Origin of the sequence: Actinoallomurus spadix, assembly GCF_024055725.1 — a bacterium.
Lineage (GTDB): Bacteria > Actinomycetota > Actinomycetes > Streptosporangiales > Streptosporangiaceae > Actinoallomurus > Actinoallomurus spadix.
This window is the reverse complement of sequence record NZ_JAMXMX010000004.1, coordinates 263876-278750: the sequence shown is the minus strand read 5'-3', so window position 1 is coordinate 278750 and position 14875 is coordinate 263876. Positions and strand designations below refer to the sequence as shown.

The 14875-nt window shown below is 72.0% G+C and carries 14 protein-coding genes; 10 read left to right on the top strand and 4 right to left on the bottom strand.

Annotated elements, in window-relative coordinates:
• Positions 1–15: 15 nt before the first annotated feature.
• Positions 16–663 carry a hypothetical protein gene (locus tag NE235_RS07285; protein WP_252800178.1) on the bottom strand — a complete coding sequence of 216 codons (648 nt, stop codon included), beginning with the start codon at positions 661–663 and terminating at the stop codon, positions 16–18.
• 126 nt (positions 664–789) lie between these two features.
• Here NE235_RS07285 and NE235_RS07280 point away from each other — a divergent pair, with 126 nt between their 5' ends.
• The 5 genes from NE235_RS07280 to NE235_RS07260 are packed head-to-tail and all read left to right on the top strand — an operon-like array spanning position 790 to position 6209.
• A complete protein-coding gene (locus NE235_RS07280; RefSeq protein WP_252800177.1) occupies positions 790–1821 on the top strand; it encodes a BMP family ABC transporter substrate-binding protein in 1032 nt (343 codons plus the stop codon).
• Positions 1821–3323, top strand: coding sequence for an ABC transporter ATP-binding protein (locus tag NE235_RS07275; protein WP_252800176.1), 1503 nt, complete (start codon positions 1821–1823; stop codon positions 3321–3323). Before NE235_RS07280 ends, NE235_RS07275 begins: the two co-directional genes overlap by 1 nt.
• The gene (locus tag NE235_RS07270; protein WP_252800175.1) at positions 3320–4381 is read left to right on the top strand and encodes an ABC transporter permease; all 1062 of its coding nucleotides are present in this window, start codon (positions 3320–3322) and stop codon (positions 4379–4381) included. The genes NE235_RS07275 and NE235_RS07270 overlap by 4 nt, the downstream gene beginning before the upstream one ends.
• Positions 4378–5238 carry an ABC transporter permease gene (locus tag NE235_RS07265; RefSeq protein ID WP_252800174.1) on the top strand — a complete coding sequence of 287 codons (861 nt, stop codon included), beginning with the start codon at positions 4378–4380 and terminating at the stop codon, positions 5236–5238. Before NE235_RS07270 ends, NE235_RS07265 begins: the two co-directional genes overlap by 4 nt.
• On the top strand, positions 5235–6209 hold the full coding sequence (locus NE235_RS07260; protein ID WP_252800173.1) for a nucleoside hydrolase: 975 nt from the start codon (positions 5235–5237) through the stop codon (positions 6207–6209). The genes NE235_RS07265 and NE235_RS07260 overlap by 4 nt, the downstream gene beginning before the upstream one ends.
• Positions 6210–6285: 76 nt before the next feature.
• Here the strand turns inward: NE235_RS07260 and NE235_RS07255 are convergent, their stop codons facing one another.
• From NE235_RS07255 to metX, 3 genes are read right to left on the bottom strand one after another with little or no spacing between them, the layout of a single operon-like run.
• Positions 6286–6768: a CoA-binding protein gene (locus NE235_RS07255; protein WP_252800172.1), complete on the bottom strand. Its 483-nt coding sequence runs from the start codon at positions 6766–6768 to the stop codon at positions 6286–6288.
• Entirely contained in the window at positions 6765–8102 is a 1338-nt protein-coding gene (locus NE235_RS07250) for an O-acetylhomoserine aminocarboxypropyltransferase/cysteine synthase family protein (protein ID WP_252800171.1), read from the bottom strand. Before NE235_RS07250 ends, NE235_RS07255 begins: the two co-directional genes overlap by 4 nt.
• 19 nt (positions 8103–8121) lie before the next feature.
• Positions 8122–9348 (bottom strand): homoserine O-acetyltransferase MetX, encoded by a 1227-nt coding sequence (gene metX / locus NE235_RS07245; protein WP_252800170.1) that lies wholly within the window; start codon positions 9346–9348, stop codon positions 8122–8124.
• A gap of 114 nt (positions 9349–9462) precedes the next feature.
• Here metX and NE235_RS07240 point away from each other — a divergent pair, with 114 nt between their 5' ends.
• The 5 genes from NE235_RS07240 to NE235_RS07220 all read left to right on the top strand — a co-directional run bounded on the left by NE235_RS07240 (position 9463) and on the right by NE235_RS07220 (position 14865).
• A complete protein-coding gene (locus NE235_RS07240; RefSeq protein WP_252800169.1) occupies positions 9463–9984 on the top strand; it encodes an OsmC family protein in 522 nt (173 codons plus the stop codon).
• Positions 9981–11234: an NAD(P)-binding domain-containing protein gene (locus tag NE235_RS07235; protein ID WP_289848331.1), complete on the top strand. Its 1254-nt coding sequence runs from the start codon at positions 9981–9983 to the stop codon at positions 11232–11234. The genes NE235_RS07240 and NE235_RS07235 overlap by 4 nt, the downstream gene beginning before the upstream one ends.
• 148 nt (positions 11235–11382) lie before the next feature.
• Positions 11383–12060 carry a CBS domain-containing protein gene (locus NE235_RS07230; RefSeq protein WP_252800168.1) on the top strand — a complete coding sequence of 226 codons (678 nt, stop codon included), beginning with the start codon at positions 11383–11385 and terminating at the stop codon, positions 12058–12060.
• A gap of 33 nt (positions 12061–12093) precedes the next feature.
• A complete protein-coding gene (locus tag NE235_RS07225) occupies positions 12094–12762 on the top strand; it encodes a CBS domain-containing protein (protein WP_252800167.1) in 669 nt (222 codons plus the stop codon).
• A 153-nt stretch (positions 12763–12915) separates the two neighbouring features.
• Entirely contained in the window at positions 12916–14865 is a 1950-nt protein-coding gene (locus NE235_RS07220; protein ID WP_252800166.1) for an ATP-binding protein, read from the top strand.
• Positions 14866–14875: the final 10 nt, after the last annotated feature.

Sequence of the window (14875 nt, the reverse complement as noted above, 5' to 3'; positions counted from 1 at the left end):
CCGGGAGGAGATCGGTCAGCCGACGAACTCCCATGCCCCGTAGGCGACCTTCGCCTGCGCCCAGTCGGCGCCGACCTCCGCGACGAGCCGCTTGATCAGCGGGAGGTCGGACACCGCGCCCAGTTCGATCAGCCGGCCGCCGGGCGTCACCGAGCCGCCGCCCAGTTCCTCGCCCAGGGCCGGCTCGGACTGGATCACGTCGTGCAGCTTCTGGAACGACACCCCGGGCACCTTGACCTGCACGGCGTTCACGTCCTTCGACCGGCGGGGCAGGTAGCGGAAGGTCAGGACGGACTGCTGGTGGTACGTCACGGCCAGCACGTGCGCGATGTCGTGGACCTCGACCGGGGTCACGCCGTCGACGTGGAACTCCCGGGAGCGCTCGTAGTCCGCCTTCTGCAGGCCGGAGTCCCAGAACGTGCCGTTGAGCAGCGTCGAGCCGTGGGGGCGGCCGCCGTTGGTCCGGATGATCCCCTCGACCTGGTGGGCGAACGCGGTCAGGCGGGTCTTCAGCACCGGGTCGTTCGGATCGAAGCTGCCGGACGTCTCGTTCGCGGCGAAGAACTCGGCCCGTGAACCCGTGGTCGCGTCGGCCGGCGCCGCCGTCGAGGTGCCGGCCGCCACGACCAGTCCCAGCGCCATTGCGATCGATCGCGCCTTCATCGTCGTACTCCTCACTCGGCGGAAGCGGTTCCGCCGGACCGTAGACGATCGAAAAGCGCTATGTCTAGTTTTCCTACTCGTTTGATAGGGTCCGTCCATATTCTTCGAGCAAGGACCGGAACAACCATGCGCAAAGCCCTCGTCGTCGCCGCTGCCACGCTTCCCCTCCTCCTGACCGCCTGCGGCGGCTCCGGCACCTCCGCCTCTTCCAGCAAGGGCTCCGCGAAGTCGGTGATCCTCATAACCCCCACGCCGGTCGGCACCGACAGCTTCCTGCAGCTCAGCGTCGCGGGCGGCAAGAAGGCCGCGCAGGAACTCGGGGCGAGCTTCAAGCTCTACGAGAGCAACGATCCGACCAGCATCGCGCGGAACGTGGACGCCGCGGTCCGGGCCAGGCCGACCGTCCTCATCGGGGTCTCCTTCTCCTTCGACGACGTCTTCGCCACCGTCCCGGCCCAGCACCCCTCCCAGCAGTTCCTCGAGGTCGACTCCTGCCCGAAGAAGCAGCCCGCCAACGTGACCTGCGTGGCCTTCAAGGAGCACGAGGCCGCCTACCTCGCCGGGGTCGAGGCCGGTCGGCTGAGCGGCAATCACCGGCTCGGCGTGGTCGCCGCGCTGGACTCCCCCTTCATCCACCGCTGGATCGACCCGTTCTTCGCCGGCGCGAAGTCGGTGGCCCCGCAGACCAACGGCACGCCGCTGTACGTCGGCGGCAGCAACCCCTTCAGCGACCCGGCCCGGGCCAAGGCGCAGGCTCAGACCCTGGCGTCCGCCAAGGGCGCCGACGTCATCGAGGCCGCCGCCTCCGGCGGCAACCCGGGCGTCTTCCAGGCCGCCGCGGCGGGCGGCTTCAAGTCCTTCGGCGTGGACGTGAACCAGTGCAGGCTCAGCCCGGGCAACGTCATCGACAACGTGCTCAAGCACGTCGACGTCGCCGAGTACAACGCGATCAAGGACGTCGCCGCGGGAAAGACCGGCGGATCCAAGGTCTACGGCCTGGCCGAGAACGGGGTCGGGGTGACCGCACTCGACTCCGACCTGGCCTCCTCGGGCTGCACCGTGGCCGCGAACCCGGCCGTGGTCGCCAAGGTCAAGCAGGTCCGCGACGATATCGTGGCCGGCCGGATCAAGGTCGCCGACCCGCTCGCGGCCTCCTGATGACACCCGCCGCCGAGCTGTCCGGCATCACCAAGCGCTTCGGTTCGGTCCTGGCCAACGACAGCGTGGATCTGACCGTGCTGCGCGGAGAGATCCACGCCGTGGTCGGCGAGAACGGCGCCGGCAAGTCCACGCTGATGTCGGTCCTGTACGGGCTGTACCGGCCCGACGCGGGCACCGTGCTGCGCGACGGCCGCCCTGTCCGGTTCCGCTCGCCCGCCGACGCCATCGCCGCCGGGCTCGGCATGGTGCACCAGCGGGTCCGGCTGTTCCCCGAGCTGACCGTGGCGGAGAACGTCGTGCTCGGCGCCGAGCCGGTCACCCGCCGCGGGCTGCTCGACCGGACCTCGGCGGTACGCCGGGTCACCGAGCTCGCCGAGCGCTACGGGCTGCCGGTCGACGCCTCGGCGCCGGTCGGCGGCCTGCCGGTCGGGCTGCGCCAGCGCGTGGAGCTGCTCAAGGCCCTGCACCGGCAGGCGGAGATCCTCATCCTCGACGAGCCCACCTCGGTGCTCACGCCGGCGCAGGCCGCCCGGCTGTTCGCGGTGCTGCGCACCCTGGCCGAGACCGGCACCTCGATCCTGCTCATCACCCACAAGCTGGGCGAGGTCCTGGAGACGAGCGACCGGGTGACGGTGCTGCGCGACGGCCAGGTGACCGGCCGCTTCGTCACCGCCGAGACGTCCGCGGCCGAACTCGTCCACGCGATGATCGGCCGCAACCTCGCCCCCGCACCCCGGCGCCCGCGCGAGCGGCCGGACGCGCCGTACGCCCTGGAAGCCCGCGGAGTACGCCTCGGGAACACCGAGGACCCCGGCGTCACCTTCGGCGTCCGGCCCGGTGAGATCGTCGGCATCGCCGGGGTCGCGGGCAGCGGCCAGCGTCCCCTGGTCGACGCCCTCACCGGCCTGGGGCCCGCGACGGGCACGGTCGAACTGCTCGGCGCCGACGTCACGTCGGCCGGCGTGGCCACCCGCCGCCGCCTCGGCCTGGCGTACGTCCCGGACGACCGCGACGGCCGGGCGACCGCGCCCGCCCTGTCCCTGGCCCGCAACCTCGTCATGGGCGATCAGCGCACGCCCGAGCTGCGCGGCCCCCTCGGCGGCCTGCGCGGCCGGGCGGTGGCGGCCCGCGCCGCCGACCTGGTGACCCGCTTCGGTATCCGCACCGCGTCGGCCGGCGTCCCCCTCTCCACCTTGTCCGGCGGCAACGCGCAGAAGGCGGTACTGGCGCGCGAACTGGCCCGCCGGACCCCGGTCGTCATCGTCGAGGAACCCACCCAAGGGGTGGACGTCGGCGCCCAGGAGCAGATCCATGCCCTGATCGCCGAGGCCCGCGAGAACGGCCAGGCCGTCCTGCTGCTCTCCAGCGAGCTGTCGGAGGTCCGTGCCCTGGCCGACCGCGTCCTGGTCCTGTTCGAGGGCCGGCTGGTCGCCGAGTTCGCCGCGGCCGAGGCCACCGAGGCCGCCCTCGGCGCCGCCATGACCGGGGTGGCCGCGTGAGTGTCACCGCCGACGGAGTTCGTACGCGCCGGCCCCGGAACGCCTTGCGGCGGGTGGTGCTGGCGCCGCCGGTGCTGGCCGTGGCCGGGGCCGCCCTGCTCGGGGCACTGGTCATGGCGGCGGCCGGGGTGTCGCCGGGCACGGCGTATCCCGCGCTGGTCAGAGGGGCCATCGGCGGCGGGAACCTGTCGTACACGATCGCCTCCTACGTGCCGACGCTCGGCATGGCGCTGGCGTTCGCGATCCCGTTCCGGGCCGGTGAGTTCAACCTGGGCGGCGACGGGCAGCTCACGCTCGGCGGAATCACGGCGGCCGCCGTGGCGCTGAAGATGCCCCTGCCGGGCGTGCTCGCGGTCGCCGGAGCGCTCGTCGCGGCGGTCCTCGCGGGCGCGCTCACCGCCGGGATCTCCGGGCCGCTCGCCACCCGGCTCGGGCTGCCGGCGATCGTTGGCACGCTGCTGATCAGCACGCCCGCGACGGCACTCGCCTCCTACCTCGTGCGGTTCCCGCTGGCCGAGAAGGGCACTGGGATCGCCGAGACGCCCCTGCTGCCGGAACGCGCGCAACTGCCTCCCCTGGGCGGGTCGGAGTACGTCACGGCCGGGCTGCCGATCATCCTGCTGGTCACACTGGCCTGGCTGTGGGTGGACGGCGGGACGGTGCTCGGCTACGAGATCCGGGCGCTCGGCGCGGGCCGGGAGTTCGCTCGCTACGGCGGGCTGCCGGTCGCCCGGCTGGCCACGTCGTCGCTGGCGGCCGGCGGAGCGCTCGCCGGGCTGAGCGGGGCGCTGATCGTGCTGGCGCAGCCGTACCGCTATGTCGACGGGGCACTCACCTCGCCCGGCTACACGTTCACCGGGGTCGCCGCCGTGCTGCTGGCCGCGGGGCGGCCGCGCGCGGTGCCGGTCACCGCTGCGCTGCTGACCGTGCTGCAGGTGGGGGGCGAGGGGATGGAACGCGACGCGGGCGTGCCCGGTCAGCTCACCCAGGTGCTGGAAGGGCTGATCATCGTGCTCGTCGCCGTCCTGGCCACCGCGAGGAGGCTGAGGCGGTCATGAACCTCGTCTTCGCCGGCTCGGTCATCACCGCGACCGCGCCGGTGCTGTTCGCCGCGCTCGGCGGGCTGCTGTGCGCGGCGGCCGGCGTGTTCAACATCGCGCTGGAGGGCCAGCTGCTGTGCGGCGCCTTCACGGCCGTGGTGGTCGGCCACGAGACCGGCAGCGCCTGGCTCGGCGTGCTCGCCGCCGTCGTGGCGACCGTGCTGTTCGCCGCGCTGCTGTCCGTACCGGCGGTGTCGCTGGGCACCGAACCGATCGTGGTCGCGGTCGGCACCAACCTGCTGGCGCTCGGGCTGACCTCCTTCCTCATGCGTCGCATCCTCGGTCTCGGTGGCACCTACTCCTCGCCGGATCTGAGAGGGCTGCCGGACCTGCCGTACACGTCGCAGTCGGCGCTGGTGCCGGTCGCCTTCCTCCTCACCGCCGCGGTCGCGTTCTGGCTCCGCCGGACCCGCTCGGGCCTGCGGCTGCGGGCGCTCGGGGGAGAACCGGAGGCGGCGCGCTCGCTCGGCCTGAAGGTCACCGGATACCGGCACGCCGCCGTCCTCACCGCGGGAGCCCTGTGCGGACTCGGCGGCGCGCAGCTCTCGCTCGGCAACGTGACGCTGTTCAGCGAGGGCATGAGCGCCGGCCGTGGCTGGGTGGCGGTGGTGGCCGTCATGCTCGCCGGGACGAGCCCGTACCGGCTGCTCGGCGCCTGCCTGCTGTTCGGCGTCGCCGAGGCGCTCGGCTTCCGGCTGCAGGGCGCCGGGCTCCCGCAGCAGGCCGCCGACGCCGCCCCCTACCTCATCACGCTCGCGGTGCTCGTCGTGGCCCGCGTCATCTCGACAAGACGCAGGAAGGAACGCACCGTATGAGCTTCGGGCAGGCACGGGTGAGCCCGGTACGCCGGGTGGTCGTCGACACCGACACCGGGATCGACGACGCCCACACGCTGCTGTACCTGGCGGGACGCCCGGACGCGGAGATCGTGGCGATCACGTCGGTGTACGGGAACTGCGTCGTCGACGACGCGGTGCGCAACATCGGTTACGTGACCCGGCTGCTCGGCCTGGACGTGCCGATCGCGCTGGGCGCGGCCGGGCCGCTGGAGGGCAGCCCGAACATCGCCTCGTACGTGCACGGCAAGGACGGGCTCGGCGACCGCGGCTACCTCCGGCCCGTCCCGGACCTGGCCGCCGAGTCGTCGGCCGAACTGCTGGTCACGCTGGCCGATGAGGCGCCCGGCGAGCTCGACCTGCTCGCCCTGGGACCGCTGACCAACCTCGGGCTCGCGCTGCGGATCGACCCGGACCTGCTGCTGAAGTACCGCTCGGTCGTGCTCATGGGCGGCTCCGGCCCGTACGCCGAACCCGGCGTGCTGCGCATGATCGACGCCAACATCGACAACGATCCGGCCGCGGCCCGGCTGGTCTTCGCCGCGCCGCGCAACGAGCTCGTCAGCGTCGGGGTGAACGTCACCGCGGGCACCATCCTGGACGAGCAGGCCATCGGGGCGCTGCGCGCGGCCGGCACGCCGGTCGCGCGGTTCGCCGTGGAGATCCTCGACTCCTACCTGGACTTTTACCAGAACGAGTGGGGACGGCGCATCATCCCGTTGCACGACCCGCTCGCCGCCGGGGTGCTGCTGGATCCGGGCTACGCGACCGGATGGATCGACGGCCCCGTCAACGTGGTCGGCGACGGCTTCACGTCCCGCGCCCGGCTGATGCGGACCAGCGACGGGCTGCCGCCCGCGTTCCCGTACGAGAGGACGCCCGACACCCGGGTGCTGACCTCGGTGGACGCGCCCCGTTTCGTGCAGGATTTCGTGAAGACGCTGTCCTGACCGGGAGTGCCCGGGGACCATCGGCCAGGCCGGCCATCGCCGGCCCGGCCGTACCGGCATGCCGCCGGGGACCCGGCTACTGGAGTCCGGTGCGGACCGAGGTGATGCGCTGCGTGTTGAAACCGAGCCAGTGCATCCGGCCGACGTAGCGTGCGTGCTCGATCTTGATGCAGCGGTCCACGACGACCGTCAGGCCGCCGTCCTCCGCGATCCGCGCGCCCTCCTCGTTGATGACGCCGAACTGGCACCACAGGGCGCCGGCGCCGATCGCCACGGCCTCCCGCGCGATCCCCGGCAGCGCGTCCGGCGCGCGGAAGACGTTCACGACGTCCACCGTCTCGGGCACGTCGGACAGGCTCGCGTAACTCGTCTCTCCGAGGATCCGCGTCTCGCGGGGGTTCACGGGGATCACCCGGTAGCCGTGCCGCTTGAGGTAGTAGCCGACGAAGTGGCTGGCCCGCAGCTCGTTGCCCGACAGGCCCACGACGGCGACCGTCCTGGCCGTGTGCAGGACACGCTGGATCGCCGAGGCGTCCTGGTACCGCGTGAGATCGTTCATGCCGTCGCCCCCTCCGCTGCCGCCGCCGCGGCGACGTGCGTGAAGCCCTGCTCCAGGTCCCAGATCAGATCGTCGACGGACTCGGTGCCGACCGACAGGCGCACCGTTCCCGGCCCGACGCCGGCGGCGCGCAGCTCGTGGTCGCCGAGCTGCCGGTGCGTCGTGCTGGCGGGATGGATGACCAAACTCTTGGCGTCGCCGACGTTCGCCAGGTGGGACCAGAGCGTCAGGCCGCGGATGAGCGCCGTTCCACCGGTACGGCCGCCGGCGCAGTCGAACGAGAAGACCGCGCCGGCGCCGCGCGGCAGGTACTTGTCGACGAGCGGCCGGTACCGGCTCGCCGGCAGGCCGGGATACGTCACGTTCGACGCCAGGTCGTGCGACTCCAGGAACGCCGCGACCGTCCGGGCGTTCTCGACGTGCCGGTCCATCCGCAGCGACAGCGTCTCAAGGCCCTGAAGGAACAGGAAGGCGTTGAACGGCGCGAGGGCCGCGCCGAGGTCGCGCAGCGTCTCGGCCCGGAGCTTCATCAGGTAGCCGTACGTCCCGAACGTCTCGTGGAACCGCAGGCCGTGGTAGGCCGGTGACGGGGCCGCGACCACGGGGAACCGGCCGTTGGACCAGTCGAACGTGCCGGCCTCGACGACGACGCCGCCGATGCTCGTGCCGTGGCCGCCGATGAACTTGGTCGCCGAGTGGATCACGATGTCGGCGCCCCACTCGATCGGGCGGCACAGGTACGGCGTCGCGAACGTGTTGTCCACGATCAGCGGCAGGCCGTGCTCGTGCGCGACGGCCGCGACGGTCTCGATGTCGAGCACGTTCCCGGCGGGGTTGCCGATGGTCTCGCCGAAGAACGCCTTCGTGTTCGGGCGGACGGCCTGCCGCCAGGCGTCCGGGTCGTCGGGGTCGACCCACGTCAGCTCCACGCTCAGCTTGCGCAGCAGGTGCTTGAGCTGGTTCACCGTGCCGCCGTAGAGCGCCGACGACGAGACGACGTGGTCGCCCGGCTGGAGCAGCGTGAACAGCGCGGCCGCCTGCGCGGCGATGCCGCTGGCGAACGCCACCGCGCCGCAGCCGCCTTCGAGGTTCGCCACGCGCTCCTCGAAGACCGCGACGGTCGGGTTCATGATGCGCGAGTAGGTGTTGCCGTACTCCTGCAGGTTGAAGTACGCCGCCGCGGACTCGGGATCCTCGAACACGTAGCTGGACGTCTGGAAGATCGGCACGGCGCGCGCGCCCGTGTTCGGGTCGGGTCGTTGCCCGGCGTGCAGCTGCCGGGTCTCGAACCCGAACGCGCGGGTCTCTTCGGTGGGGGGAGGGCTGTCGGTCACGAAGGTCTCTTCCTCGACGTCATCCGGTCCCGCCGTGGGCCGGACGGTGATTGTTCAGGAACCGGCGGATGATGGGGGTCTGCCGCGCCTCCTCCAGGAGGAAGCAGTCGTGGCCGTACGGCGCGTCGATCACGTGGCATTCGACCGGCTTGCCGGAAGCCAGGAGCGCCTCCTCGATCTCTCTCGACGCGGCCGGCGGATACAGCCAGTCGGAGCTGAACGCGATCAGCAGCGTCCGCGCCGATACGCCCTGGAGCGCCCGCGCGAGCGACCCGCCGCCGTACTGGCGGGCGAGGTCGAAGTAGGTCAGGGCGCGGGAGAGGTAGAGGTAGGTGTTGGGGTCGAAGCGCCTGACGAACGAGCCGGCCTGGTGGCGCAGGTAGCTCTCGACGGCGAATTCCGGGTCGTTGATCGTGTAGCGGATGTCGCCGGCGAACTGCAGTCGCCGGCCGAACTTGTCCTCCAGCGCCGGTGCGGACAGGTAGGTCACGTGGCCGACCATCCGCGCCACGCCCATGCCGGCGTCGGGCGCGCGGCCCGTCCCGTGGTACCGGCCGCCCTGCCAGGCCGGGTCGCGCAGGATCGCCTCACGCGCGATCGCGTTCCAGGCGACGCCCTGGGGCTGGAGGGCGTGCGTGCCGGCGATCACCACGACGGCGTCCACCTGGTCGGGGAACGAGACCGCCCATTCGAGCGCCTGCATGCCGCCGAGTGAGCCGCCGGCCACCGCCGCGAGCCGCTCGACGCCGAGCGCGTCGAGGAACGCGCGCTGGGTGCGCACCATGTCCGGGACGGTGATGACGGGGAAGTCCGGCCCGTACGGCCGGCCCGTCGCCGGGTCCACCGACGACGGGCCTGTCGTCCCGCCGCATCCGCCGAGCAGGTTAGTTGCGACCACGAAGAAGCGGTCGGTGTCGAACGCCTTGCCGGGGCCGATCATCCCGTCCCACCAGCCGAGCCCCTTCACGGCCGGGCCGTCGCGGTCCTCGGCCCCGAACCCGTCGCGGGTGCTCTCCTCGGGCGGCGCCTTCGCGAAGCCCGCCGCGTGGGCGTCACCGCTGAGCGCGTGGCACACCAGGATGACGTTGTCGCGCTCGGGGGACAGGACGCCGTAGGTCTCGTACGCCACGCGAACCGGGTGCAGCTCACGCCCGCAGTCGAGGCGTACCGGTTCCGGCAGGTCGAGGTACCGCGTCTCGACCGTGCCGGCCGACCCGGCCGCGAGTGGGGGAACCGAATTCGTCACAGGGGCTATGGTGCCCGTCACTGTCGGTGTATTGTCAAGCGAACCCATCGGGAATGTGAGTAATTCGACGAGAGGGCATCACCCGACATGACCACGGTCGCTAATGGAGTCAACGTGCAGGCGCTGCTCGAGGCGCGCGACGCGCTGAAGGGCGCCCCCGAGGCCGCCCAGTTCACCTGGCGGGCCTCCTCCAAGTGGCAGAACGGCGTCCACAGCACCACGACGGTCCGCGACTTCTTCGGCCTCGGACAGGAGCAGAGTCACAAGGCCGAGTCGGTGTTCGAGGCCGACCACCCCGCGGTCTTCGCGGCCGAGGACAACGGCATCACGCCGATCGAGTACCTCCTCGTCGGCCTGGCCGCCTGCCTGACGGCGGGCGTGGCGTCGGTCGCGCAGAACCGCGGCATCCAGCTCCGCTCGGTCGAGTCGACGGTCGAGGGCAGGCACGACATCCGCGGGATCCTCGGCGCCGACAGCGACGTCCGTAACGGCTTCACCGACGTCAAGGTGACGTTCACCATCGACGCGGACGCCTCCCGGCAGGAGATCGAGGCGCTGGTGGCCCAGTCCCAGAAGCGTTCCGCGGTGTTCGACGCCCTGACGAACCCGACGGACGTCACCGTCGACGTCGCCTGAGGGGTCTCACCATCGAACGCGTCACAACCGTCGTCATCGGCGCGGGGCACGCAGGCCTCGCCGCGAGTCACTTCCTCGGCGAACGGTCGATCGACCACGTCGTCCTGGAACGCGGCGAGGTCGCGAACTCCTGGCGCCACGAACGCTGGGACTCGCTGCGGCTCCTCACGCCCAACTGGCAGAGCCGCCTGCCGGGCCATCACTACGAAGGCCCGGACCCCGACGGCTACCTGACGATGGCGGAGGTCACCGAGTTCATCGAACGGTTCGCCAAGGTCACCGGCGCTCCCGTCCGGACCGGGACGAACGTCACGTCGCTGCGGCCTACCGACGACGGGTACCACGTGACGACCGGCGGCGGCGAGATCCGCTGCCGGACGGTCGTCATCGCGAGCGGCGCCTGCAACCGGCCGACCGTGCCGCGGCTCGCGGCCGCCGTGCCGGCGTCGATCCGGCAGCTGACACCGTTCGACTACCGCGGCCCCACCGAACTGCCCGACGGCGGTGTGCTCGTCGTCGGGGCGTCGGCGACCGGTGTGCAGCTGGCGGCGGAACTGCGCCGGTCGGGCCGGCCGGTGACCATCTCGGTGGGGGAGCAGGTGCGAATGCCGCGTACCTACCGCGGCCGCGACGTGCTCTGGTGGATGGACGCCTCCGGTCTGTGGGATCAGCGGTACGACCGGATCGACGACCTCGAACGGGCCCGGCGGCTCCCCTCTCCCCAGCTCGTCGGAACCCCCGAGCGGGCGACGCTCGACCTCAACGCGCTCACCGCGATGGGAGTCGAACCCGTGGGCCGCTGGGCGGCCGTACGCGACGGGCGCGCCCTGTTCTCCGGCGGCCTGCGCAACGTGTTCTCGCTCGCGGACCTCAAAATGGAGCGTCTGCTGGACACGTTCGACGCGTGGGCGCGCCGGAACGGGCGCGACGCCGACGTCGCTCCTTCCGAGCGTTTCCCGCCCACCCGGGTGCCCGCCTCGACACGGTTGCAGCTCGACCTGAGGAGCGGCGAGATCGCCACGATCGTGTGGGCGACGGGCTTCCGGCCCGACTACCGATGGCTCGACGTCCCCGTGCTCGACGAGAAGGGCCGCCTGCGCCACGAGGGCGGCGTGGTCGACGGCCCGGGACTGTACGCGCTGGGCCTCCCCGTGCTGCGACGGCGCAAGTCCACCTTCATCTACGGGATCGAGGACGACGCCCGCGAGGTCGTCGACCACCTCGCGGGCCATCTGGCCGCACACCGCTGACAGCACCGCCACGGCGGGCCGCCCGGGTCACCGCGCCTTTGTCGCGTTCCGGCCGCTGGTCCCGCCGTTGGCGGGACCTTGGGCACTGCCGCGGCGCCCGGCCGTCTTGGATGCTCGTCTTGCCGAGCCCAAGACCCGGGAGGATCCGATGCGGACCACGGTGAAGGACATCATGACGACCGCGGTCGTGGCGGTCGAGGAGATGACGCCGTTCAAGGACATCGTCGACGTCATGCACCGCCTGCACGTCAGCGCCGTGCCGGTGCTGAACCGGACCGGCGGGGTGCGCGGAGTCGTCTCCAAGAGCGACCTGCTGCTCAAGGAGGCCGCTCCGGACGCCGGTGAGGAGTTCCACCTCAGTCCCGGGCGGCGCCGCGAGCAGCACAAGGCCGTCGGCACCGTCGCGGCGGACCTCATGAGCGCGCCGGCGGTCACCGTGCCCGCCACGGCGACGGTCGAGCAGGCGGCGCAGGCCATGTGCCGGCACCGGATCGGGCGGCTGCCCGTCGTGGACCCGGACAGCGGCCGCCTCATCGGGATCGTGGGCCGTGCCGACGTCCTGGCGGTCTACCGGCGGCCGGACGCCGACATCCGAGCGGACGTCGTGAACCAGGTAATCACGCACGCGTTCGCCATGGACCCGGCGCGGTTCGAGGTGGCCGTCAGGGACGGCCGCGTCACCGTCAAGGGCACCGTGGAGAAGCGCTCTCAGACACCGCTGCTGATCCACGCCGTCCGCCACGTCGAGGGCGTCGTGTCCGTCCAGGACGACCTGGCCTACGAGATCGACGATGACGACCACGTCCCGTTCCAGCAGTACTACTGAGCCGCGGGCGCGGGGAGAAGAGGAGACAGGACCATGCGGACCGAGGTCAGAGACGTGATGGCGACCGACGTGGTGTCGGTGGGGGAGCAGACGACGTTCAAGGAGATCGTCGAGGTCATGTACCGCGACGGCGTACGGGCGCTGCCGGTGCTGGACTCCACCGGGCAGGTGCGCGGCGTCGTGTCAACGAGCGATCTGCTGTGTAAGGAGGCGGATCCGGCGGCGACCGAGGACTTCCACGTCCTCCCCGCCCACCGGCGGGCCCAGCGGAAGGCCGAGGCGGTGACCGCGGCCGAGCTGATGACCGTTCCCCCGGTCACCGTGTCCCCGGCGACGACGGTCCAGGAGGCCGCCCGCACGATGCGCCGGCACGACGTGAATCAGCTCCCGGTGACCGACGGGCTGACCGGCCGGCTGGTGGGCATCGTCAGCCGCGCCGACCTGCTGGGCGTCTACACCCGCCCGGACGCCGACATCCAGGGCGACATCCTCACCGAGGTCATCGCGGACCGGTTCCGTCTCGACCCGGGGCGCTTCGACGTCATCGTCGACCGGGGACGCGTGGCCGTGCAGGGCACCGTCGAGCGCCGGTCGTCGATCGCGACGCTCCTGCACGCGGTACGGCGGGTCGAGGGCGTCGTGTCCGTGACGTCCCGCCTGGAATACCGCCTCGACGACCTGTACCCCGTCGTCGCCCCGTAAGAGACCGCCGGGGCCCGGCCCGGCGGGCGACCGCCCCCACCCGGGCGGACCCGCGCTCATCCACCGACCCGAGTGGTGCGCGTCGCCGGAGGTCGTGGCCGGCCGCGGCCAGTGCTTCGACGACGACCGGCCCTGTGAGACGGCGGTGCACACGTGACCCTCCTCTACCTGACGCCAACGGCTGAAACCGACAATCCGCTGAAACCGATCACGCCCCTGCGGCTGGCCTTCTTCACCCGGACCGCGCTGACGGACACCGCGGGGGCGGCCCCAGTGGCGCCGGCCGCCGTCTACGAAGAGGTGTGGAACCGCCGCGCCGAACTGGCCCGCCGCATCGGGCCCGCGCTCCAGGTCTATCGCCGGGGCGAGACGTACGTCAGGATCGCGCGCTCGATCTGCTTCACGCTGGACGGGGTGGGCGGCTTCGTCATTGGAGCCGCGTCACTCGTGCTGTTCGCCACCGCCGGGGCGGCGATCTCCTCTCTTCTCCGCCACGCCCCTGTCCCCCATGGCCTGAGAACGGCCGGGGCGGCGGCGGGTCTCCTGATCCTTGTGACGGTGATCCTGCGGCGATCGGTGTTGGCGGCCTGGGCGGGCCGGATCGGCCGCCGGCAGACACAGACGTACCGCCGGTGTATCGCCGGAGAGGCCATCGGGGAGATCACGGGAATGGTCAAGGAGATCCTTCACCGTGAGGAGGAACGCGTTCGCAGCGCGTTCCTGCCTCGGACGCGCGCGCCCAGCCTGGTCGAACTCGACTCTCCGGCGCTCGTCCGGTCCGAGAGCTTCGAAGAGGCGCTGGCGCTGGTGCGCGGCCATGTGACCTCGGCGGTCGGGGTGGCCGGACCGCCGGGCATCGGGAAGACCACGCTCCTGCGGTCGCTGTGCGGCGTGTCACCCTCGTGGGTCGGCGTCTACCTGCCCGCTCCCGTACACGCGGGGGAGGGGCAGTTCGTCAGGGTGATCTACGGGGCCGTCGTCCGCCAGGTCCTCCTCAGCCGTGGCGTGCGGCTCTCCGAACGCGGCCGGACGCGCGTACCGCGCCGATTCGGCCCCGACGTCGTCTGGGCGGCACGGAAACTCGACACGATCATGGGTAGTAGTTCTCGTCAGCGGGGACGAACCGCGGGGCTGACCCGCTGGGGGCTTTCCGTCGGGCTCTCCGAGCAGACCACCTGGACGGAACGTAACCCCGGGCCGGCCGAATGGGCGGAGGAGTTCCGCGGCTACGTACGGGGGCACCGGATACGCGAGGGCGCCCGGATCGTGGTCGCGATCGACGGACTCGACGGCATCGCCGACGCGGATCGGGTGATCAACGACATCAAGGACCTGTTCCACATCGAAGGCGTGCACTTCGTGATGTCCGTGCCGGACGACGCGTCGCGGCGGTTCGCGGCCTGCGGTATGCCGATGCCGGACGCCGTCGATCCCGTGTTCGACGCGGTGACCGAGATGCGCAGGCTGCGGGCGGACGAGTCGCATGAGCTGCTGAGGCGGCGTTCACCGCGGTTCACCTATCCGGCCGCGATGTTCTGTCATGCGTGGTCGGGGGGCCTGCCGCGGGACCTGATCCGGACCGCACGGTCCTGCGTCGCGATCCAGGACCGCCGTAAGGCGCCGGTGGCCGTCGTGGAGCTGGTGCAGACCGTCGTCCGGCGGGACGTGACGGCGGCCGTCGACGCGGCGATCCGGCGGCGGGCGGGTGAGGGACGCGGCTCCGAGATCGACGCGCTGCTCGAACTGCGCAGGCTCGTCGAGGACGACGAGGCGCCCCTGCATCGCCGGCTCGCCGGGCGGAACCCGTGGGACGCGGGCGACGGCGATCCGCTGCGTGCCCTGCTGGCCGCGTTCCTCGACGTCGCCGTGGCGATCAGCGAGTACTTCTCCGCCCCGCGAGACTCCGGACAGTGGGCCCGCGGCATCGAGTCCGGGGAGTTCCTGCGCCACGCCGACCTGCTCGCCGAGGCGAAGGCGGCGCTGGGGGTGCACCCCGGTGAGGCGGCCTGGAGACTGACGCGGGCGCGCCGGCGGATCGGAGGGGTCTTCAGCGTCACTGGCGGCGACGGGAGCGCACGCACCACGCCCCCGTCGCCGGTGTGACGGCCACCGC